We start from the raw sequence: 21,149 nt of genomic DNA, 5'->3' as shown, positions 1-21,149 counted from the left end.
CGGAGCCGCAGCGCACACAGCGCCGAACCGGGCTCGCTCACCGGCCGCGATAGCGGGGGTCGACGGAGCGCAGACCCTTGCGGACATCGGTGAAGTACACCGCTGCCGCGACGAAGCCGAGCAGCGAGATGAAGATCGGCATCAGGCTCAACGGCGGCATCGCCAGGAACCCGACGGCGGCGGAGATTCCCAGCAGCACCGTCCAGAAGGTCTTCGACTTCTTGTCGGCGGCGCGGTAGACCTCGTCGCGGTACCGCAGGGAATCGACGAAGGCCACCAGTTCGACCGCGAAGGCCGCAACGGTGAGGATCAGGAAGACGATGCTCTGGGCGCTGGCAAGAGCTGACATAGGACACCACTCTACCAAGCGAAGCCGTGAGGACGCCGGTGCGTGCGGGCAATCTGCTGGGCAGCGGCGGGACCGGCGGGCTCACTCCAGCGGCGGGACCGGCGGGCTCACTCCACCGGCGGACCTTCGGTGGTGTCGCCCTTGAGCACGGGCAGCCGCTCGTGGGCGGCGTCCTCGGTGACTCCCGCGGCCTGCAGCAGATCCACCGCCAGCGGCCGCAGCAGCAGCACCAGCGTCCGGTCCTGCATGTCGGTCACCCGGTCACCGGAGGGATCGAGCCGCGCCGTCGCCTCGGAGAGGAACTCTTCGGCCGGCACCCGCGAGGTGCCGCGCTGCAGGGCGATCCGGAGCCGGTTCGCGCCGTCCCCGAACTGCTCGACGAGCTCGGCGGAGTCCGGTCGCGGGGTGCCCAGCTCGGTCATCGCGACGATTCGACGGGCCACGACGCGCACCATCCGCATCGCGCGATCGGCGAACTCGACGGCCTTGGACAGCCGAGTCACCTCGGCAGCGTAGCGCCGGGAGCGGGCGTTGATCCGGGTTGCCTCCTGGGAGATCCGCAGGCTCGAGCGCCACGAGTCGACGATCCCCTGGGAGTCGCGAGCGCGGTTGAGTGCTCGGCGCGCCGCCTCCGGATCGGCCCTGGCCAGGGCATCGGCGGACTCGACGAGCGCCTCGGAGATCTCCTGCAGGAGCGATGATGCCTTGTCGCGGGGGCCTTTGCGGGCGTCATCGGGCACGACGAGCGCCATCAGGATCGCCGTCACGGCACCCACCAGGGCGTCCGTGGTCCGATCCAGCGGTTCGGCGGACGGCGACAGCGGCGGGACCGTGACCACGTAGATCGATTGGATGCCGATCTGCGTGATGAAGATGGCCCCGGAGTTGATCATCGTGCCGATCACCAGCCCGATGAACATCGTCACCGCGAGCTGGATGAGTCCCGTGCCGAACGTCGCGACCATGGCCTCGCCGACCAGCACTCCGGCAGTGGCGCCCAGTCCGATCTCCATCGCCCGGCGCACCCGGCGGTCGGCGGTGACTCCGGTGCCGACGGCGGCTGCCACTGCGGCGAGGAACGGATAGGCGTGACCGAGGACGTAGAAGCAGAACGAGTACGCCAGGGCTGCGCCGATGGTGACCTGGGCCAGCTGCGAGAAGTTCGAGCGGATCCGCCGGAGTCCCTGACGCGTTCGGTTGCGAATATGGTCTGCTGTCTGCCTGGCCCACTCCTGCGGACGGAGTCTCACGCGCGCACCTCCTGCTGCGTGTCGAGTCTACTCAACGCCTCGGACACCGGATAGGGCTCCGGCAGCCGGCCCATGCGCCAGCGGGAGGACGGGTCCTGTTGGCAGTGAGAGGACCGGCCCGGGCCCCAGTCGGAGGATCGCCCCGGGTGGGCTGGAGGACCAGCCGGCACCTCGACAGACCAGCCGGCGCCTCGGCGAACGATGTATGGCATGCTGGGAAACGCTGCCGCTGAAGGAGGCCTCATGACGACGAACCTGACCCGTGAGGAGGCGCGCGCTCGCACCGCACTCCTGGAGGTGTCCCGGTACTTCGTGGTCCTCGACCTGTCAGGCGCCGCCGACCGCGAGCGCACGACCTTCGACTCGACCACCACGGTCGAGTTCACCGCTCGCTCCGATTCCGACACCTTCATCGACCTCATCGCCGAGGAGGTCGTCCGGGTCACCGTCAACGGCACCGCGCTCGACCCGGCGCAGGTGTTCGACGGCGCGCGGCTGCGCTTCCCGGTCCGCGCCGGGGACAACGTCCTGGAAGTCCACGCGCACGCCGCCTACTCGCGCACGGGGGAAGGCCTCCACCGCTTCTTCGACCCCGCTGACGACAAGGTCTATCTCTACACCCAGTACGAGCCGACCGACGCTCGGCGGGTGTTCGCCAACTTCGACCAGCCGGACCTCAAGGCGCGCTTCTCCTTCACCGTCCTGGCGCCCGATGACTTCACGGTGCTCGGCAACTCCTCCGCCGCCACCGCCGGTGCGGCCGGGCCCGGCGTCACCCGCCACGTCTTCGAGCCCACCCGTGTGCAGTCGAGCTACATCACGTGCATCGCCGCCGGCCACTACGCCGCTGCCCACAGCACGTACCGGCACCCCTCGACGGGCGAGGAGATTCCGCTGGGCGTCTACGCCCGCGCCTCCCTGGCGGCGCACATGGATGCCGAGAGCATCTTCCGGGTCACCGCCCAAGGCCTCGACTTCTTCCACGCGCAGTTCGACTACCCCTACCCCTGGGGCAAGTACGACCAGATCTTCGTTCCGGAGTACAACCTCGGGGCGATGGAGAACCCCGGGCTGGTGACCTTCACCGACTCCCTGATCTTCCGGGACAAGGTCACGCGTGCCATGCACGAGTCCCGCGCCGGGACCATCCTCCATGAGATGGCGCACATGTGGTTCGGCGATCTCGTCACGATGGAGTGGTGGGACGACCTGTGGCTCAAGGAGTCCTTCGCGGACTACATGGGCACGCTGGCGCTCGCCGAGGCCACCGAGTACAGCGACGCCTGGGTCACCTTCGCCCTGCGCCGCAAGGACTGGGCGTACCGGCAGGACCAGTATCCGACCACGCACCCGATCGTGGCGGACATCCCCGACGTCGAGGCCGCCAAGCTCAACTTCGATGGCATCACTTATGCCAAGGGAGCCTCGGTGCTGGTGCAGCTCGTCGCCTTCGTCGGCAAGGACGCGTTCCTCGCCGGCAGCCGCAGCTACTTCCGCGCCCACGAGTTCGGCACCGCCTCCCTGGCCGACTTCCTCGAGACGCTGGCGGCCGCCGCCCCGCAGCGCGACGTCCGCCGCTGGGCGGAGACCTGGCTGACCACCACCGGGGTGTCGGAGATCGCGCTGGCTGTGGAGAGCGACCAGGCGGGAGTCATGACCGGCGGCCGGCTCCGGCAGCGCAACTCCGATCCCGAGGCGGTCACCGGCTCGGCAGCGGGGGCGGGCGACTCGAATGCCGGCTTGCTGGCGCGGGCGGGCGACTCGAATGCCGGTCTGCCGGCGCGGGCGGGCGACTCGGGTGCCGGTCTGCCGACGCGGGCGGGCGCGTCCGATGCCGAGGTCGTCCGGCCGCATCGACTGACGCTGGCGGGGTTCAGCCGTCGCGGGTCCCGGCTGGTCCTCACGGAGACCTGGCCGCTCGACTTCGCGGTCGAATCCTGCGACGTGCCCGAGCTCGGGGGCACTCGCCGGCCCGACCTCCTGCTGCTCAACCACGGCGACCACGACTACTGCAAGGTCCGCCTCGATGAGGTCTCGACGGCGACGGCGCTGCGCTCGGTCACCCGTCTCCCGGACCCGCTCGATCGCGCGCTCGTGTGGTCGGCTCTGACCAACGCACTGCGCGACGGACTGCTGCCGGTGCCCGAGTTCCTCATCGCCTACACGCGAGCGCTGGCCAAGGAGCCCCACGCCGGGATCGCGGCCGGACTGCGCGCCCAGATGCTGACAACTCTGGATCGCTGGATCTCGCCCTGGGACCATTCCGAGGCCGTTGCGGGAGTGCTGGGCGCCGCCCTCGACGCGCTGGCGGCTGCTCCGGCGGGTTCGGACGCGCAGCTCGACCGCGCCGGCACCGTGCTCAGCCTGGTCAGGCGCACCGCAGAACCGGATGTCACCGGCCCGGCCGTCACCGCAGGGCGCGAGTTCGCATCGCAGATCCTGGCCACGCCGGTGGGTTCGACGATGACCGGCGAGACCTCCGGGCTGGTCGCCGACCACTCCCTGCGCTGGCAGGCGCTGACAGCCCTCATCTGCCTGGGCTGGGCGGATCTCGACGACATCCGGAGGGAGGCCGCCGCCGACAACACCGGCACCGGCGCCCTCCATGCGGCGGCCGCGACGGCGGCGCAGCCGCTGGCGATCGCGAAGATGCGGGCCTTCACCGACGCGACGGAGCGCACCGACCTGAGCAACGACATGATCTCGGCGCGGATCGCCGGCTTCACCAGTCCGGCCGGCCTGCCGCTGACCGAGGGCTTCGTGGAACCCTACTTCGAGCTGCTCGGCGACATCTGGCAAACCCGATCGATCGAGATCGCGCGCCGCCTGGTCGTTGGCCTGTACCCCCACTGGTCGCTGCACCCGGAGCACGTACTCACCCGCACCGATGCATGGCTGGAGGACCACCCCGAGGCGCCCGCGGCGCAGCGCCGACTGCTCGTCGAGCTGCGCCACGACCTGCTGCGGTCGATCCGCCTCAGGCAAGCACCTCCGCGGCGAGCAGCTCGAGGGTCCGGATCCGAGCGGGCCACGCGTCGACAGGGTCCTCCGGGTACGCCCCGGCGACCGGCTGGATCATGACCTCGTCGACACCGAACTCCGCGGCAGTCTCCCGCAGCTGAGCGGCGACCTGCTGCGGCGTGCCGACGGCCCAGGTCCTGACCATGGGCTCGGCCACGTGCCGGTGCCCGTCCGTCATCACCGACCGCACGTCCTCGCCGACGTTGCGCAGGCGCTCCATCGGGGTGCCCACCCGCAGGCTCGCCATGGTGTACATGTAGGGCTCGGCGAGCAGTCGCGCCTCCTCCTCGGTGTCGGCGACTGAGGCGTTCACCGTCACGAAGGTCCGCGGCGTGCTGCCGTGCTCGGTCGCGGTGAACGAATCGCGGTACAGGTTGAGGGCGGCTTCGGTGCCGCGGCCGGCGAAGTGATGAGCAAAGACGTACGGCAGGCCGAGCGCCGCGGCGAGCTGCGCCGAATAGCCGCTGGAGCCGAGCAGCCACATCTGCGGGACGGCATCGAGCTCGGGGGTCGGCCTGAGCACATGGACTCGGTCCCCCGTCAGGCGCACCTCCGCGCCTTCCGGCCGGAGCAGGGCCAGGATGTCCATCACGTGCTGGGGGAACTGCTCGACGGGATCGATGGGGTTCCCGGAGCGGTCGACCATCCGGCCCTCGCCCAGGTGGCCCCGCATCGCCGCCGAGGTGATGGGGTCGGTGCCCGGTGCGCGACCGATGCCCAAGTCGATGCGGTCGCCGTAGACGGCGGTGAGGAGGGCGAACTGCTCGGCGATCGCCAGCGGGGCATGGTTGGGCAGCATCACGCCGCCCGAGCCGAGCCGGATCCGCTCGGTACCCTGGCCGAAGTACATCAGCTCGATGCCCGGCTCGGTCGAGGCCACCGAGGGCATGTTGTGATGCTCGGCGACCCAGTAGCGGGTGAAGCCGAGACGGTCGGCGGTGTCGACGATCGCCTTGGACGCGCGCATGGCCTGACCGGTGGTCTGACCCTGGCGCACGGACACGAGGTCCAGCACGGACAGCTTGAGAGGAGACGCGGAAGCGGCGGGGGTGTCAGGATGCTGATCAGGAGGAATGCTCATATCAGCTCCAACACCGGCCCGCCGCCGGTAATTCCGCGGTGTCCGCGTGGAAAGCCAGGGTGTCGGCGGCGCCGCGCACCCTGCGGTCTCACGCCTGCCGGGTCAGGCCAGCGCCTGGGCGAAGGCCTCTTCCAGCACGTCGAAGGCGTCGGCCATCAGCTCGTCGCTGATGTCCAGCGGCGGCAGGAACCGCAGCACGTTGCCGTAGGTGCCGGTGACGAGGACGAGCACGGCGTTCTTCGCGGCGTGCTCCGCCACGGCCTTGGCGAGCGCCGGGTTGGGCTCGTGCGAATCCCCGCTGACGAGCTCGACAGCCTGCATGGCGCCCCGGCCGCGCAGATCGCCGATCTCCGAGTGCTTCGACTGCAGCCTGGTCAGCCGGTCGACCATGATCTCGCCGAGCTGCTCCGCGCGGCCGACCAGTCCGTCCTGCTCGTAGCTCTCGATCGTGCCGAGCGCGGCCGCGGCGGCGACCGGGTTGCCGCCGTAGGTGCCGCCCAGCCCGCCGGGGCCCACGGAGTCCATGATCTCCGCACGCCCGGTGACCGCCGACAGCGGCAGGCCGCCGGCGATTCCCTTGGCCGTGGCGACGAGATCGGGCTCGATGCCCTCCCACTCCGAGGCGAACATCCTGCCGGTGCGGGCGAAGCCCGACTGCACCTCGTCGGCGACGAACACGATGCCGGCGGCACGAGCGTACTCGACGAGCTTGGGCAGGAAGCCCTCGGCGGGAACGATGAAGCCGCCCTCGCCCTGGATGGGCTCGATGACGATCGCGGCGACGTTCTCCGAGCCGATCTGCTTCTCGATCATGCTGATCGCCCGCACCGCCGCCTCCTCGCCGGACACCTTCGTGCCGGCGGCCCGGTTGTCCCGGTAGGGATAGGACATCGGGGCGCGGTAGACCTCGCCGGCGAACGGGCCGAACCCGGCCTTGTACGGGTGGGCCTTCGAGGTCATCGCCATGGTGAGGTTGGTGCGGCCGTGGTAGGCGTGGTCGAACACCACGACGGCGTCGCGCATGGTGTGGGCGCGGGCGATCTTCACCGCGTTCTCGACGGCCTCCGCGCCGGAGTTCAGCAGCACCGTGCGCTTCTCGAAGCTGCCGGGGGTGAGCCGGTTGAGCGCCTCCGCGACCTCGACGTAGGCCTCGTACGGGTTGACCATGAAGCAGGTGTGGGTGAATGCCGCCAGCTGCTTCTGAGCCCGCTGAACGACCCGCGGGTTGGCGTTGCCGACCGTGGTCACCGCGATTCCCGAGCCCAGGTCGATGATCTGATTGCCGTCGACGTCCTTGAGGATGCCGCCGCCCGCGGCGACGATGTACGCCGGAAGGCTCGAGGCGACTCCGGCGGCAACTGCCGTCGAGCGGCGTGCTTCCAGCTCCCGGGACTTCGGTCCGGGGATCTCGGTGACGATTGCGCGTTCCTGTGGCAGCTCAGCGCCGCCCTTCTCCAAGGTGGTCATAAGCGAAACACTAGACCGTCGATTCGGGGGTTGTCATGCAGGGGTCGCCCTCCGAGGCGCCGCAGCCCACATGACGGACCGCCACGGGCCCCAGACCGCACCGCCGGTCGGCCGCCGGTCCGCGGCGGTCAGCGGCGGACAGTGGCCGGTCCGCCGGCGGCCGGTCAGCGGCGACGCTGATCGGCGTCGGGGTTGCGCGGCGGCAGACCGGTCCGGTTCTCCCGCTTGGTCACCACGATCGTCTCCGGCGCAGCCGTGATCCGCTCCTCGCCGGCGACGTCGACGAGCACCTCGACGCCCTCATCGAGGGTGCGCTTGACCAGTGCCAGGGCGATCGGCCCGAGCTCGTGGTGCATCGCCACCGAGGTCAGTTGGCCGACCGGGCGCACGCTGCCGCGCTGCTCGGCGTGCACCTCGGCACCGGCCTGAGGGAGCATGTGGCCGGACCCATCGAGGTGGAGGAACACGAGGCGCCGCGGAGGCTGCCCGAGGTTGTGGATGCGGGCGACGGCCTCCTGCCCGCGATAGCACCCCTTGGCCAGGTGCACCGCGGTGCGCAGCGCGTCGAGCTCGCCGACCAGCGCCTTGTGGTCGACCTCCGCGACCGACGGCCGCCATGCCGCCACCCGGAGCGCCTCCCAGGCGTCGCGCCCGGCGACCTCCCGGTCGGCCGCGGCCGGATCCCACGACTGCAGGGCATCCCGGCGGCACACCGCGATTCGGAAGTCGTATTCGCTGCCGGGGTGCTCCGGCGAGGCGACCGGCATCCCGGCGTCGACGAGGGCGTAGGAGGCGGACCCCTCACCGATGTTCGGCCACGGGTCGTCCCAGGTCACGACCGCCGGCAAGGACGCCGGCAGCTCGCCGAGCACGCCCACGCACTGGTGGTCGGCGCTGACGTCGGTGAGCTCGACGCGCATCATGAACTTCATCGACTCCAGGAAGGCCGCCGCGGCCTCGGCGTCGCCGTCGGTCAGCAGCCACAGCCGCTCCCCGTCGTTGAGCACCCGCAGCCAGTGCTCGATGTGTCCCGTCGGCGAGAGCACGAGCGTCTCCGTCGAGGCGCCCGCCGCCAGGGTGTCGACCTTCTGCGTGGTCAGCGAGTTGAGCCAGGTCAGAGCGTCCGGACCGGTGAGGGTCAGCACCCGGATGGCGGACAGGTCCGCGACCGCGCGGCGCATGGTCAGCAGCCGCTGCTCGCGCAGCGGGTTGCCGAAGTGGGCGACCTCCTCGGAGTGGGCGCCCTCTCCCATGACGGCGCTCGAGCGGGGGAACCGCAGTGCATTCATTGCCCTTGTCCTTTCATTGGGTCATCGCGTACGCGTCATCGCAGCTGACCGAGGTTGCCGTCAGGCAGCTGTGGAAGCCGGCGCAGACGCGGCCGCGGCGACTCACAGCAGGCCCCGGATGAGGTCGAGCAGGCTGAACTCCTCGACGCCCTGCTCGACCCAGTCGCGCAGGTCGCTGAAGGTCTTCCGGACCGGCGCGACCTTGCCGTAGGCCTCGTCGAGCATCGCCTCGACGTCCTCCACCGCGTCGCGCACCGGGGGCAGCAGGCCCGCGGTGTCGATGGCGGCCACGGCGGTGCGGGATTCGCCCAGGGTGTCGATGGCGCCGGGGACCGCCTCGACGAGGTCGATCGCGTCCTCCAGGGTCGCCCGCCATTCGGTCGGGGAGGCTCCGGGACTGCGCGGCCGCAGGGTCTCGAAGTCGATGAGCTCGGCGGCGTCGGCGAGCACGGGCGCCGACCCCGCTGCGACGGCCTGCATCTCGTCGATGACCGTCCCGGCGGCAGTGACGTTGCGGCCCAGCCAGGGCAGCGACTCCAGCTGCGCCAGCGGGATCGCCTGCAGCTCCGCCTCCGCGGCATCGAGACTGGTGCGGGCGGCCGCCAGATGGGGGCCGGTGCCCTCCGGGTCCTCGGTGAGGGCGGCGACGAAATCCTGGGACGCCTCGGAGGCGCTCTCCAGGTGGCTCACGAGAGTGTTGATGCGCGCCGCGGTCAGCGCGGCGAAGGCCAGCAGCGCCAGCAGCACCACCACGAGTCCGATCACGACGGCTCGCGTCACTGCCCGCCGGCGGGGCCGCGGGATCACGGTGGTGTCAGCGGCTGCGGTCAGGAGACCTTCTTCAGGCGCGCCGAGGCGTGGGAGGTCAGCTCATGTCCGAGCGCCGCCATGTCCCAGGCCCACATCAGCTCTCCTTCGACCAGCCCGTACATCCGCGTCGAGGCGGAGTACTCCTTGGCTGTCCGGGTGCGGGCGACGACGTCGGTGGCGAGGTCGATCCGGGGACCGCGCACCCGACCGACGTAGAGCTCCATGACCCCACCGGGATGGACGATCTCGACTTCGAGCTCGAAGTCGCCGTCACCGTTGCGCAGTCCTTCGACCGCCGCCGCGTCCGGGTAGAGGTTGGGGGCGGTGGGGACCATCATCCCCGGACCGGCGTCGTGATCGGCGCGGTCGCGGACGAGCTGCCAGATCCCGGTCTCCAGCGTCAGGGTCTCCGCCGGCGCACCGCTGTCATCGAGCAGCCAGGCCTGGGCGGTGTAGTGGAGGTAGGGGGCGGCGTCGGGAGCCGCGAAGTCGATCCGCTGCCCGAACTGCCGCTCCGGCGTTCCGGGATAGCCCACGACTCCGACACCCTCCCACGAGCCGATCAGCCAGCTCAGCGGGACGAGTTCGGAGTTGAGGTTCGGGTCGAGCTCGATCGCCATCAGATCAGCGCTTCACCTTGAACAGGTTGGTGATGACCTTGATGCCGACGCCCAGCGCGCCGAGTCCGGCCAGGCCAACGAGGGCGGTGAACACGATTTCGAGAAGCAGCAGGTTATCCATGGCAGACATTGTACCCATGCTCGAGGCGCCCTCACCGGGCCACCGCAGGAGCGCCGGGTTCCCGCAAGGAGTGCCCCACCATGCCGGCGATGAGCGCCCCACCATCCCGACGGCGAGCGTCTTCCCCGTCAGCGGAACATGAGGATCCGCTCGAGGACGTACACGACGATTCCACCCACCGCGATCGGGGTGGCGCCGAGCGCAGTCTGCACCGCGAGGCGCCGCGCCTTGTCGCGCCGCCGGTCACGCCTGACGGCGGTGGCCTGGTACCGGGAGCCGGCGATCGTGCCGAGCATCCGGTCGATCGCCGCCACCAGCAGCCCCATGACGCCGCCGAGCGCCGGAGCCGCCCACAGGTCCAGGCTGCCGTCGGGGATCAGTGCGCCGGCCACGCCCGCACCCACCACGGCCACCAGCAGGGCCAGCGGAGAGGTGTAGCGGTCCGGCCACGGCAGCGCGGTGGCCGCCTGCGCCAGGATGAGCGCCACGAGGCCGACGATGACGGCCTCCTTGTCCCCCGGCAGCAGGATGGCGCCGAGCCAGCTCGCGGCCGACAGCGTGATGACGAGGCCCGCGACCTGCGCCGACAGGTTGACGACGGCATGCGAGGCGCCCACGCCTCGGGCGAGGTTCTGGACGAAAGCCCACAGCAGCCCGACTCCCGTCACCAGCGGCAGCCATTCGAGATACGGCGGGCCGGGGGCCAGCCACACGGTCGCCAGACCGACGAAGCCGAGCACCAGCAGCATCAGCGAGGTGGCACGCGGCTGCGGGGAGTCGGTCAGCCGCGGCCAGCCGTAGGCCAGGGCCAGCACCACCAGCCCGGCGGCGACCGCGAACGGGGCGAAGCCCAGGAAGCTGGACACGCCCAGCGCCGCCACCAGGCACAGCGCCACCGCCACTCGGATCCATCGCATCATCCCCCCATCCTGCCAAAGCCGCGGCGGCCACCGGTACTCAGCAGGCGGGCGCGCCGAGCGCCGATATACTCACCGACAGTCGAGGTCACTGAGGCAGGGGGAATCCAGCTCGTGCGAATCCTGCACATCGCGCCCGGAATGGACCGCACGCCGGCACTTCGGTCCCTGGAGTTCCTGCCTCACCTGATCCACTACAGCGGACCCGACCCCTCCGCACTGCTCGGCGCCCCGGCCTGCGACGTCGCGCTGCTCGACGCCACCGGCTCCCTCGGACTGGCGCCCGGGATGGCCGATCGGCTCGACACCGTCGGCCTGCAGGTGCCCCTGCTCATCGTGCTCACCGAGGGCGGACTCGCCGCGGCGAACCAGAACTGGCGGGCGGCCGACATCATCCTCGCCCAGGCCGGCCCCGCCGAGGTCGAGGCGCGGCTGCGGCTGGCCAGCGCTCCCGTCCCGGCTGTCGAGGACGACCCCGGCCTCACGGTCGCCGGTCCGCTGATCATCGACGAGAGCAGCTACACCGCCTCGGCCGCCGGTCGGCACATCGATCTGACCTACAAGGAGTTCGAACTCCTCAAGTTCCTCGCCCAGCACCCCGGCCGGGTGTTCACCCGGGCTCAGCTCCTGCAGGACGTATGGGGATACGACTACTACGGGGGCACCCGGACGGTCGATGTCCACATCAGGCGGCTGCGTGCCAAACTGGGGGCTGAGCTCGATTCGATGATCCACACCGTGCGCAATGTGGGCTACCGATTCAGCCCGCACGCGATAGAGGAGGACTCCCATGACCAGGACTGAGATCCGACCCGTCGACTCCGCGCCGGAGGACGTGTCGGGGCTCCTGTCCGCGGCGACCGCCGCCGACGGCCTGCCGCCGATCTCCGACGGCCTGCTGGATGCGGCGGCCGCCGCCGCACCCGACACCCGGATGTGGGAGGTGCGAGAGAATGCCGGCGAGCTCCTCGGCTTTGGGATCTCCGCCCAGCAGGGTGAGCGCGGCGCCGCCGAGGCGGTGCTCGCCCCCGAGGCGCGCGGCCGCGGGCTCGGGGGCCGGCTCATCGAGCAGATGCATGCGGCGCTGCTGGCCTCCGGGCGGCCCAGCTGGTTCTGGTCCCACGGCGACCATCCTGCGGCAGCACACCTCGCCGACCGCCTGGGCTACGCCCGCGAGCGCGAGCTCCTCCAGCTCCACACCGATCCCCTGACCCGGCTGTCGCTGCCCGCTACCGAGGCGCCCGCCGGCACTGCCATCCGCCCGTTCCGCCCCGGGGACGAGGACGGGTGGCTGCGGGTCAACAATGCCGCATTCGACTGGCATCCCGAGCAGGGCGGGCAGACGCGGGCCGATATCGACGCGATCGTCTCCGCCCCCGGTTTCTCCCCCGAAGACGTGATCATCGCCGAGCGGGACGGCCAGGTCGTCGGCTTCCATCAGCTCAAGCTCCACCGGGACCACCCCTCCGGCACGGTGACCGGTGAGGTGTACGTCATCGGCGTCGACCCGCAGGCCCACGCCCGCGGGCTGGGCCGGGCGCTGACGCTGGCCGGCATGCACCGCCTGCGGGACCTCGGGGCCGGGGCCATCGAGCTGTACGTGGAGAGCGACAACGTGCCCGCCAGGCGCCTGTACGAGTCGCTCGGCTTCACCCATACGATCGTCCACGTCAGCTATGCCCCGCCGCAGCGAACCCAGGAGTCCTGAGCATGTACGACGTCACGGCCTTCGGCCAGGAGCACGAGCTCCCCGCCCCTCCTGACAGATTCCTCGACCGCGAGCTCAGCTGGCTGGCCTTCAACGAGCGCGTGCTGGAGATGGCCGCGGACCAGCAGATGCCGCTCCTGGAGCGGGTCAACTTCCTGTCGATCTTCGCCTCGAACCTCGACGAGTTCTTCATGGTCCGGGTCGCCGGCCTCAAGCGGAGGATCGCCACCGGACTGGCGGTGCCATCGATCACCGGTGCGCAGCCGCGGGCGGTGATGCGCTCGCTCGGCAAGCACTCCCATCAGCTGATGGAGCGCCATGCCGAACTGCTCAAGTCCGACATCGGCCCCAAGCTGCGCGACGAGGGCATCTACCCCGTGTCGATGCACGAGCTCACGAGCGACGAGCGGGTCCTCGTCGACGAGTTCTTCCAGACCCGGGTGTTCCCGGTGCTGACCCCGCTCGCCGTCGACCCGGCCCACCCCTTCCCCTATATCTCCGGGCTCTCGCTCAACCTCGGAGTCCTGCTCAAGCATCCCCACACCGGCAACGAGGTGTTCGCCCGCGTCAAGGTCCCCCAGATCCTCCCCCGCTTCATCAACGTGTCCGCCACCGCGGATTCCCGGCAGGCCAGCGCCGAATTCCCCGCCCGCCTGCTGGCGCTCGAGGACATCATCGCCGCCAACCTCGGCCAGCTCTTCGAGGGCATGGAGATCCTCGACCACTCACTGTTCCGGGTCACTCGCAACGAAGACCTCGAGGTCGAGGAGGACGATGCCGAGAACCTGCTCAAGGCGCTCGAGAAGGAACTCCTGCGGCGCCGCTTCGGACCGGCCGTCCGGCTGGAGGTCACCGAGGACCTGCATCCGCGGATCCGGGAGCTGCTGAAGAGCGAGCTGGGGATCGACGACAGCGAGATCTACGAGCTGCCGAACCCGCTGGACATGCGCGGGCTGACCGTCATCGCCGACATCAATCGCGACGACCTCCACTTCCCCAAAGCGGTGCCGGCGATGAATCGGTACCTGTCGCAGACGGAGTCCTCCGAGCAGGTCGACATCTTCGAGGCGATGCGCGAGCGTGACATCCTGCTGCACCACCCCTACGATTCGTTCTCCACCAGCGTCCAGGCCTTCCTCGAGCAGGCGGCCGCGGACCCGAAGGTGCTGGCGATCAAGCAGACCCTGTACCGGACGTCGGGCGACTCCCCGATCATCGATGCGCTCATCGACGCCGCCCAGGCCGGCAAGCAGGTGCTGGCGGTGGTCGAGATCAAGGCGCGCTTCGACGAGGAGGCCAACATCACCTGGGCGCGTCAGCTCGAGCGCGCAGGTGTCCACGTCGTCTACGGAATCGTCGGGCTCAAGACCCATGCCAAGCTCTCGCTGGTGATTCGGCAGGAGGCCAGCGGGCTGGTCCGCTACTGCCACGTGGGCACCGGCAACTACCATCCCAAGACCGCCCGCGGCTACGAGGACTTCGGGCTGCTCACGCAGGACCGGGAGGTGGGGCAGGACCTCACCAAGCTGTTCAATCAGCTGTCCGGCTACGCACCGCACGCCGACTACTCACGCCTCCTCGTGGCTCCGTCGATGGTCCGCGAGGGCCTGCTCGAGCACATCACCGCGGAGACGGAGCATGCCCGCGCCGGCAGGCCCGCGAGCATCCGGATCAAGGTCAACTCGATCGTCGACGAGGCGATCATCGACGCGCTCTACCTCGCATCCCGGGCCGGGGTGCAGGTCGAGCTGTTCGTGCGCGGGATCTGCTCGATCCGCCCGGGCATCAAGGGGCTGAGCGAGAACATCCAGGTCCGCTCGGTGCTCGGCCGCTACCTCGAGCACTCACGGCTGTTCGTGTTCGGCAGCGCACGTTCGGAGCTGACCGTCTACATCGGATCCGCCGACCTCATGCACCGGAATCTGGACCGCCGGGTCGAGGCACTCGTCCGCCTCACCTCGCCGGAGCACATCGCCGAGATCGACGGGCTGTTCGATCTGGCCTTCGCCCCCACCACCTCGTCGTTCCACCTGGGGCCGGGCGGCATCTGGAACCGCCACTACGAGGACACGGAGGGCAACCGCCTCGACGACTACCAGTCCGAGCTGATCCGGCGTCACCATCGGCGGCGCACGGTGCCGCAGGCATGAGCCCCTCCCCCGTCAGCAACGCCGAGGAGTCGGCGCGCCTGCAGGCCGACGTGCTGGCGGGCGGGGCGGTGTGCTGGCGCGAGGTCGGCGGGCAGCTAGAGGTGCTGCTGGTCCACCGCCCGCGCTACAACGACTGGTCCTGGCCGAAGGGCAAGGTCGACAAGGGCGAGACCCTCCCGGAGTGCGCCGTGCGCGAGGTGCTCGAGGAGACCGGCTATCAGGTCGGACTGGGTCTGCCCCTGCCATCTGCGCGCGACCCGGGGGGCCGATCGCTGACGAAGCACGTGAGCTACTGGTCGGCGGAGGTCAGACGCGATCAGGAGCCCCGACCCGAGAACCCGGCGGAGATCGACCACGCGGAGTGGTTCCCGGCCGACAGGGCTCGCGCCCGCCTCACCCGATTCTCCGATCGGCATCAGCTCGACCGGCTCGAGCTCGCCTGGCACAACGGCAGCCTGCGCGCATGGCCGCTCATCATCGTCCGCCATGGCAAGGCGTTCCCGCGGGCGAAATGGCACGAGACCGAGCACGTTCGCCCGCTGCTGGCGCTGGGTACCCGCCAGTCCATGGCGCTCACCGGGCTGCTGGCCGCCTGGGACCTCAAACGCGTGATCTCCAGCCCGTGGAAACGGTGCGTGGCCACGCTCAAGCCGTTCGCCGTCGCGACCGGCAAGTCCATCAAGACCAACGGCGCCTTCAGCGAGAAGGCCAATGCCGCCGATCCTCGCAAGACCGTCAAGGCGCTGGAGAAGATCCTCGCGAAGGGCAAGTCGACGGTCGTGTGCACGCACCGGCCGGTGCTGCCCACCGTGCTGGAGACCCTTTCCGCCAATGCCCCCGAGGGGCTGGCCGCGCGACTGCCGCACCGGGACCCGTACATGAATCCGGGAGAGATCCTCGTCGCCTACATCCGGCCGGGCCCGGTGCCGCGCATCGTGGAGTTCGAGCGCTACCGACCGATCGACTCCTGGGAGTGACGCTCATGCGAATTGTGACGAATCCCTCAGTTTTCCCAGGGCAATTTGGAGGCCAGTTCACCGTTCATTCACCTCGCACCTGTTTGCAGGTCACGCGCCGCTCGTAGCGTTGCAGTGCACGAGGGGCGAGCGCCCCGAACCCCCTGTTTTCACACGAAAGGCATCTCGTGAAGCTTACGCGTTTCGCACCTGCCGCTGCAGTCGCTGCAGTCGGCGCCCTGACCCTCTCCGCCTGCGGCGGCGGCTCCGCCACCGGCGAATCCCAGGAGAACACCGGCGGTGAGGAGCAGCAGCAGGAAGAGCTCTCCGGCACCCTGACCGGCATCGGCGCCTCCTCGCAGAAGGCCGCGATGGATGCCTGGATCGCCGACTTCGGCTCAGTGCAGCCGAACGTCCAGGTCCAGTACTCCCCGGACGGCTCGGGCGCCGGCCGCGAGCAGTTCCTCGCCGGAAATGCCCAGTTCGCAGGCTCGGATGCCGCGCTGGACGAGGAAGAGCTCGAGACCGCCAAGGACGTCTGCGGCCCGGACGGAGCGTTCGAGTACCCGGTCTACATCTCCCCGATCGCCGTCGCCTTCAACCTCGAGGGCGTCGACAGCGTCAACATGTCGCCCGAGCTCATCGCCAAGGTCTTCAAGGGCGAGGTCACCACCTGGAACGATCAGGCCATCGCCGACGAGAACCCGGATGTCGAGCTCCCCGACACCCCCATCACGCCGGTGCACCGCTCCGATGAGTCCGGAACCACCGAGAACTTCGTCGATTACCTGTCTCAGGCCGCCGGTGACGTCTGGGATGCGGAAGTCAGCGGTGACTGGCCTTCGGATTACGGAGGCGAAGCCTCGCAGGGCACCGACGGTGTGGTGCAGACCGTCAGCGACACCGACGGCGCAATCGGCTACGCGGACGCTTCGGCCGTCGGAGAGCTCGGCACCGTGGCTGTGGGAGTCGGCGAGGAGTACGTCGAGTACTCCCCCGAAGCCGCTGCTGCTGTCGTCGACGCCTCCGAGGTCGCCGAAGGCCGCGGCGAGGGCGATCTCGCCTTCGACCTGGCTCGCGACACCACCGAGTCGGGTACGTACCCGATCGTGCTCGTGTCCTACCACCTCGTCTGCTCCACCTATGGCGATCAGAACACCGTGGACATGGTCAAGGCATGGCAGAACTTCGTGATCTCCGAAGAGGGCCAGCAGTCGGCGGCAGAGTCGGCCGGTTCCGCTCCGATCTCCGAGGATCTGCGCGGGCAGATCACCGAGATCATCGACATGATCCAGGTCGCTGAGTAATCGTTCCCGGCGCTGATTCGTAGGCGGCGCAGCGCAGAAATTGCGCTGCGCCGCCGCGACGGTTCATCACCAGTCCTATCCTGAGGAGTTCCCTTGGCTACCAGCGCACCGGCCAAGTCCGAGCCGACCGCACAGTCCAGACCAGTTGTCCGCATCGGCGACCGCGTGTTCTCCGCGCTCACCCTGGCGGCAGGCATCCTGATCCTGCTGACTCTCGCCGGCGTAGCCATCTTTCTGCTGATCCAGTCCTGGCCGGTCATCGGAGCTCAGACGACCGATCCCGAGCAGATCACCGGCGGCGGCTTCTTCAAGTACGTGTGGCCTCTGATCCTGGGTACGCTGATCTCCGCGGTGATCGCGCTCATCGTGGCGACCCCGTTCGCCCTGGGCATTGCCCTGTTCACCAGTCACATGTCGCCGCGCCGGCTCGCGCCGTTCCTCGGTTACACCATCGACCTGCTGGCAGCGATCCCCTCGGTCGTGTACGGCCTGTGGGGCCTGGCCCTGGCCGGCAACCTCGTTCCGGTCTACCGCTGGCTGGCCGAAAACCTCGGCTGGATCCCGATCTTCGCCCCGGACGCGGAGGGCACTGTCTCCCAGACCGGGCGGACGATGCTGACGGCATCCCTGGTGCTGGCGATCATGATCCTGCCGATCATCACCTCGCTGGTCCGGGAGGTCTTCCTGCAGACGCCGCGCCTGCAGGAGGAGGCGGCGCTCGCCCTCGGAGCCACCCGCTGGGAGATGATCCGGATGGCCGTCCTGCCCTTCGGCGCCTCGGGCATCTCCTCGGCGATCATGCTCGGACTCGGACGCGCCCTCGGTGAGACGATGGCGGTAGCGATGATCCTGTCCTCGGGCGCATTCACCTGGTCTCTGGTCGTCACCGGAAACCAGACGATCGCCTCGGAGATCGCCCAGAACTTCCCCGAGGCCGCAGGCCTGCGACTGTCGGAGCTGATCTCGATCGGCCTGGTGCTCTTCGTCATCACACTCCTGGTCAACATGGCTGCCCGCGCAATCGTCGCCCGCACCACGGTGAAGGGAAACTGACTCATGTCGAACACGACTGTGAAGCCCGAGCAGGGCTCCAAGCTCAGCCTCCGGGCCGGGAAGCTGCCCAAGGGAGCCACCTGGATGGTGGCCATCGGCTCGATCATCGTGGCGATCGTCCTGGGCATGCTGATGACCGGGGGCTTCAACATCCCGCTCATCGCGCTGCTGGCCGGTGTCCTCAACTTCATCGTCCTCTATGCGTGGTCGCGCACCGTCGAGGGCAAGCGGAAGGCCACCGACCGCGTTGCCACCACACTCGTCACCTCCTCCTTCGTCATCGCCCTCATCCCGCTGATCTCTCTGCTGTGGATGACCCTTGTCCGGGGCGGTCCCGTCATCCTCGAGAGCCCCACCGTGCTCTCGCGCACGATGGAGGGAATGAAGGGCATCTACGACCAGGACTACGTCGCCGGTGAGGGTGAACTGCTCGGCGGGTTCTACCACTCGATCATCGGCACGGTCCTCATCACCCTGGCGGCCTGCATCATCTCGATCCCGATCGGCGTGTTCACAGCGATCTACCTCGTCGAGTACGCCGGCAGGAACACGCTCGGCAAGGCCATCACCTTCCTCGTCGACGTGATGACCGGCATCCCCTCGATCGTCGCCGGCCTGTTCGCCTTCGCACTGTTCGGCACCTTCCTCACCCTCGTCGACCCGGGTGGAATCGGTTCGGCGAAGATGGGCATCTCGGCAGCGGTTGCGCTCTCCGTGCTGATGGTGCCGATCGTCGTCCGGAATACGGAGGAGATCCTGCGCTTGGTCCCGATGGATCTGCGCGAGGCCACATACGCGCTGGGCGTGCCGAAGTGGAAGACCATCGTCCGGATCGTTCTGCCGACTGCAATCTCCGGCATTCTGTCAGGCATCACCATCGCGATCGCTCGCGTCATCGGTGAGACTGCGCCGATCATGGTCACCGCCGGATTCGCCCGGAACTTGAACTGGGATCTGTTCGGCGGCTGGATGTCCACGCTGCCGACCTTCATCTACGACTCCCAGATGCGGCCGACCTCGCCCGGAGTCGCGGCAGCGGCCAGCAGCGACCGCGCGTGGGCCGCGGCGCTGGTGCTCATCGTCCTGGTCATGGTCCTGAACCTGATCGCCCGCCTGCTGGCGAAGTACCTGGCACCCAAGGGCGCCCGCTGACCTGAGCAGCGAAGCAATCCACGAGAGGAAACGACAAAATGTCCAAGCAGATCGAGATCAAGGATCTGGACATCTACTACGGCAGCTTCCGCGCCGTCGAAGGTGTCAGCATGCTCATCGAGCCGCGCACGGTCACCGCGTTGATCGGTCCTTCAGGATGCGGGAAGTCGACCGTGCTCCGATCGCTGAACCGCATGCACGAGGTCATCCCGGGCGCCTATGTCGACGGCAGCGTCATGATGGACGGCCAGGACATCTATGGCGCCGGAGTGGATCCGGTCAACGTCCGCCGCCAGGTGGGCATGGTGTTCCAGCGCGCCAACCCGTTCCCCACGATGAGCATCAAGGAGAATGTGCTGGCCGGTGTCCGCCTGAATAACCAGCGGATCTCGCGGAAGGACGCCGACGATCTCGCCGAACGTGCTCTGCGCGGCGCGAACCTGTGGGAAGAGGTCAAGGACCGGCTGGACCTGCCCGGCTCCGGCCTGTCCGGCGGTCAGCAGCAGCGACTGTGCATCGCCCGCGCGATCGCCGTCCAGCCCGAGGTCATCCTGATGGACGAGCCCTGCTCCGCGCTCGACCCGATCTCCACGCTGGCCATCGAGGACCTCATCGCCGAACTCAAGAACGAGTACACGGTCGTCATCGTGACCCACAACATGCAGCAGGCTGCTCGCGTGTCGGACCGCACGGGCTTCTTCAACATCGCCGGCACCGGCAAGCCCGGCAAGCTCATCGAGTACAACGACACCGAGATCATCTTCTCCAACCCGGAGAAGGACGACACGCAGAACTACGTCTCCGGCCGCTTCGGCTGATCCGAGGCCACCGGCTTCGTCTGCACTGGCAAAGGGCGGCCCCTCGACCGAGGGGCCGCCCTTCGGCTTGCTTCAGGCCAGCAGCAGGAGCGGAGCCGCCAGGAGCGCGCCGAGCACGGCGGCGATCGGCAGGGTCAGCAGCCAGGACCCGGCCACCGGCAGCACATAGCGCATGCGTGCGGTCCCCCGCCCGGTTTCGAACTGCGTTCCCAGATTGGCACCGGCGACCAGGAAGCTCATCGACACCGGAAGTTTGAGGACGAACGCGGCGAAGTACATGAACGATGACGAGGTCAGATCCGACACCGAGGCCTTGACCGGATCCATGCTGACCATGCGCACGCTCATGGTCCGGGCGATCCGCCAGCCGCTCAGCAGCGTGCCCAGGGCCAGCGCGGCCGCGACGATCAGTCGCACCGGCCAGCTGACCACGATTTCGGTGTAGTCGATGGGTCCTGCGGTGGAGTGCGCGAACCACGCGACCATCATGACAGCGGCGGACTTCTGCGCATCCTGGATGCCGTGCGCCAGGGACAGCGCGCCGGTCAGCACGCTCGACACGACCCGGGTGCCGCGGAACAGCGGCTTGGGCGCCGCGCTGCGGAACACGCGCGTTGCGATTCCGGTGAGGATGAACGACAGCAGGAATGCCAGCAGCGGGGTCATGACCAGCGGCGCGAATACCGTGCTGAACAGGATCGCGGGGTGGGCGGTCGTGCCGAACACGACACCCGCGCCGATCAGCCCTCCGAGCAGGCAGTGGGTCGAGGAGGCCGGCAGCGCTGCCAGATAGGTGAGAACGTTCCAGATCAGTCCCCCGAGCACCCCTGCGAAGATCACCAGGAGGATCTCGGAGTGAGCCGAGGGGAACTCGAGCACATCCTCGACCACCACCTCGGCGATGCTCTGCCCCAGCAGCGCCCCGATGAAGTTGAACACGGCTGCCAGCAGCAGCGCCGTGCGAGGCGTCAGAGCGCGGGTGACCACGGAGTTGCCGACAGTGAGCGACGCGTCGTGGAATCCGTTCATGAAGGCGAAGGCGGAGACCAGCACGATCACCGCCGGGAAGAGCAGCTCCAC

At 69.1% G+C, this 21,149-nt stretch carries 19 protein-coding genes; 10 read left to right on the top strand and 9 right to left on the bottom strand.

Features of this window, described 5'->3' with window-relative positions; translation table 11 throughout:
- Positions 1-37 precede the first annotated feature (37 nt).
- Together LXN01_RS09290 and LXN01_RS09285 are read right to left on the bottom strand one after the other, a co-directional pair.
- A complete protein-coding gene (locus LXN01_RS09290; protein WP_236864385.1) occupies positions 38-349 on the bottom strand; it encodes a DUF2516 family protein in 312 nt (103 codons plus the stop codon).
- A gap of 107 nt (positions 350-456) precedes the next feature.
- Positions 457-1,599: an FUSC family protein gene (locus LXN01_RS09285; protein WP_236864384.1), complete on the bottom strand. Its 1,143-nt coding sequence runs from the start codon at positions 1,597-1,599 to the stop codon at positions 457-459.
- 243 nt (positions 1,600-1,842) lie between these two features.
- Here LXN01_RS09285 and pepN point away from each other — a divergent pair, with 243 nt between their 5' ends.
- A complete protein-coding gene (pepN, locus tag LXN01_RS09280; RefSeq protein ID WP_236864383.1) occupies positions 1,843-4,680 on the top strand; it encodes an aminopeptidase N in 2,838 nt (945 codons plus the stop codon).
- On the opposite strand, the gene LXN01_RS09275 is transcribed toward pepN, so the two are convergent.
- The 5 genes from LXN01_RS09275 to LXN01_RS09255 form a co-directional block, all read right to left on the bottom strand.
- Positions 4,577-5,701 carry an LLM class flavin-dependent oxidoreductase gene (locus tag LXN01_RS09275; RefSeq protein WP_236864382.1) on the bottom strand — a complete coding sequence of 375 codons (1,125 nt, stop codon included), beginning with the start codon at positions 5,699-5,701 and terminating at the stop codon, positions 4,577-4,579. The two genes, pepN and LXN01_RS09275, sit on opposite strands and share 104 nt — an antisense overlap.
- A 102-nt stretch (positions 5,702-5,803) precedes the next feature.
- Positions 5,804-7,168, bottom strand: coding sequence for a 4-aminobutyrate--2-oxoglutarate transaminase (gene gabT, locus LXN01_RS09270; RefSeq protein ID WP_236864381.1), 1,365 nt, complete (start codon positions 7,166-7,168; stop codon positions 5,804-5,806).
- A gap of 164 nt (positions 7,169-7,332) precedes the next feature.
- Complete coding sequence (gene ygfZ, locus LXN01_RS09265) at positions 7,333-8,457, bottom strand: CAF17-like 4Fe-4S cluster assembly/insertion protein YgfZ (protein WP_236864380.1); 1,125 nt, start codon at positions 8,455-8,457, stop codon at positions 7,333-7,335.
- A gap of 102 nt (positions 8,458-8,559) precedes the next feature.
- Positions 8,560-9,237 carry a hypothetical protein gene (locus tag LXN01_RS09260; protein ID WP_236864379.1) on the bottom strand — a complete coding sequence of 226 codons (678 nt, stop codon included), beginning with the start codon at positions 9,235-9,237 and terminating at the stop codon, positions 8,560-8,562.
- Between the two features lie 47 nt (positions 9,238-9,284).
- Positions 9,285-9,887: a nitrobindin family protein gene (locus tag LXN01_RS09255; protein WP_236864378.1), complete on the bottom strand. Its 603-nt coding sequence runs from the start codon at positions 9,885-9,887 to the stop codon at positions 9,285-9,287.
- A 119-nt stretch (positions 9,888-10,006) separates the two neighbouring features.
- Between LXN01_RS09255 and LXN01_RS09250 the strand changes: the two genes are divergently transcribed.
- The gene (locus LXN01_RS09250) at positions 10,007-10,150 is read left to right on the top strand and encodes a hypothetical protein (protein WP_236864377.1); all 144 of its coding nucleotides are present in this window, start codon (positions 10,007-10,009) and stop codon (positions 10,148-10,150) included.
- Here the strand turns inward: LXN01_RS09250 and LXN01_RS09245 are convergent.
- On the bottom strand, positions 10,137-10,928 hold the full coding sequence (locus LXN01_RS09245) for an ammonia permease (protein ID WP_236864376.1): 792 nt from the start codon (positions 10,926-10,928) through the stop codon (positions 10,137-10,139). The two genes, LXN01_RS09250 and LXN01_RS09245, sit on opposite strands and share 14 nt — an antisense overlap.
- 138 nt (positions 10,929-11,066) lie before the next feature.
- Between LXN01_RS09245 and LXN01_RS09240 the strand changes: the two genes are divergently transcribed.
- The 8 genes from LXN01_RS09240 (at position 11,067) to pstB (ending at position 20,069) form a co-directional block, all read left to right on the top strand.
- Positions 11,067-11,729, top strand: coding sequence for a winged helix-turn-helix transcriptional regulator (locus LXN01_RS09240; protein ID WP_236864616.1), 663 nt, complete (start codon positions 11,067-11,069; stop codon positions 11,727-11,729).
- Entirely contained in the window at positions 11,716-12,633 is a 918-nt protein-coding gene (mshD, locus tag LXN01_RS09235; protein ID WP_236864375.1) for a mycothiol synthase, read from the top strand. The genes LXN01_RS09240 and mshD overlap by 14 nt, the downstream gene beginning before the upstream one ends.
- 2 nt (positions 12,634-12,635) lie before the next feature.
- A complete protein-coding gene (locus LXN01_RS09230; protein ID WP_236864374.1) occupies positions 12,636-14,783 on the top strand; it encodes an RNA degradosome polyphosphate kinase in 2,148 nt (715 codons plus the stop codon).
- Positions 14,780-15,760 carry an NUDIX hydrolase gene (locus tag LXN01_RS09225; protein WP_236864373.1) on the top strand — a complete coding sequence of 327 codons (981 nt, stop codon included), beginning with the start codon at positions 14,780-14,782 and terminating at the stop codon, positions 15,758-15,760. The genes LXN01_RS09230 and LXN01_RS09225 overlap by 4 nt, the downstream gene beginning before the upstream one ends.
- 167 nt (positions 15,761-15,927) lie before the next feature.
- Positions 15,928-17,046, top strand: a complete 1,119-nt coding sequence (gene pstS, locus LXN01_RS09220) for a phosphate ABC transporter substrate-binding protein PstS (protein WP_236864372.1) — start codon at positions 15,928-15,930, stop codon at positions 17,044-17,046.
- 93 nt (positions 17,047-17,139) lie between these two features.
- Entirely contained in the window at positions 17,140-18,099 is a 960-nt protein-coding gene (pstC, locus tag LXN01_RS09215) for a phosphate ABC transporter permease subunit PstC (protein WP_272902349.1), read from the top strand.
- Positions 18,100-18,102: 3 nt separating this feature from the next.
- Positions 18,103-19,251 carry a phosphate ABC transporter permease PstA gene (gene pstA, locus LXN01_RS09210; RefSeq protein ID WP_236864371.1) on the top strand — a complete coding sequence of 383 codons (1,149 nt, stop codon included), beginning with the start codon at positions 18,103-18,105 and terminating at the stop codon, positions 19,249-19,251.
- Between the two features lie 38 nt (positions 19,252-19,289).
- The gene (pstB, locus tag LXN01_RS09205) at positions 19,290-20,069 is read left to right on the top strand and encodes a phosphate ABC transporter ATP-binding protein PstB (RefSeq protein ID WP_236864370.1); all 780 of its coding nucleotides are present in this window, start codon (positions 19,290-19,292) and stop codon (positions 20,067-20,069) included.
- Between the two features lie 72 nt (positions 20,070-20,141).
- Here the strand turns inward: pstB and LXN01_RS09200 are convergent, their stop codons facing one another.
- Positions 20,142-21,149: an inorganic phosphate transporter gene (locus LXN01_RS09200; RefSeq protein WP_236864369.1), complete on the bottom strand. Its 1,008-nt coding sequence runs from the start codon at positions 21,147-21,149 to the stop codon at positions 20,142-20,144.

The organism is Brevibacterium daeguense (assembly GCF_021729135.1).
GTDB classification, from domain to species: Bacteria; Actinomycetota; Actinomycetes; order Actinomycetales; family Brevibacteriaceae; genus Brevibacterium; species Brevibacterium daeguense.
The sequence above is the reverse complement of the archived record's forward strand: the minus strand, read 5'-3'. Positions and strand labels throughout refer to the sequence as shown.

Bases quoted from the DNA above. Each gene is read 5' to 3' on its own strand.
- LXN01_RS09290 (WP_236864385.1), bottom strand. From the start codon at position 349: ATGTCAGCTCTTGCCAGCGCCCAGAGCATCGTCTTCCTGATCCTCACC.
- pepN (WP_236864383.1), top strand. From the start codon at position 1,843: ATGACGACGAACCTGACCCGTGAGGAGGCGCGCGCTCGCACCGCACTC.
- LXN01_RS09275 (WP_236864382.1), bottom strand. From the start codon at position 5,701: ATGAGCATTCCTCCTGATCAGCATCCTGACACCCCCGCCGCTTCCGCG.
- gabT (WP_236864381.1), bottom strand. From the start codon at position 7,168: ATGACCACCTTGGAGAAGGGCGGCGCTGAGCTGCCACAGGAACGCGCA.
- ygfZ (WP_236864380.1), bottom strand. From the start codon at position 8,457: ATGAATGCACTGCGGTTCCCCCGCTCGAGCGCCGTCATGGGAGAGGGC.
- LXN01_RS09255 (WP_236864378.1), bottom strand. From the start codon at position 9,887: ATGGCGATCGAGCTCGACCCGAACCTCAACTCCGAACTCGTCCCGCTG.
- LXN01_RS09250 (WP_236864377.1), top strand. From the start codon at position 10,007: ATGGCAGACATTGTACCCATGCTCGAGGCGCCCTCACCGGGCCACCGC.
- LXN01_RS09245 (WP_236864376.1), bottom strand. From the start codon at position 10,928: ATGATGCGATGGATCCGAGTGGCGGTGGCGCTGTGCCTGGTGGCGGCG.
- LXN01_RS09240 (WP_236864616.1), top strand. From the start codon at position 11,067: ATGGACCGCACGCCGGCACTTCGGTCCCTGGAGTTCCTGCCTCACCTG.
- mshD (WP_236864375.1), top strand. From the start codon at position 11,716: ATGACCAGGACTGAGATCCGACCCGTCGACTCCGCGCCGGAGGACGTG.
- LXN01_RS09230 (WP_236864374.1), top strand. From the start codon at position 12,636: ATGTACGACGTCACGGCCTTCGGCCAGGAGCACGAGCTCCCCGCCCCT.
- LXN01_RS09225 (WP_236864373.1), top strand. From the start codon at position 14,780: ATGAGCCCCTCCCCCGTCAGCAACGCCGAGGAGTCGGCGCGCCTGCAG.
- pstA (WP_236864371.1), top strand. From the start codon at position 18,103: ATGTCGAACACGACTGTGAAGCCCGAGCAGGGCTCCAAGCTCAGCCTC.
- pstB (WP_236864370.1), top strand. From the start codon at position 19,290: ATGTCCAAGCAGATCGAGATCAAGGATCTGGACATCTACTACGGCAGC.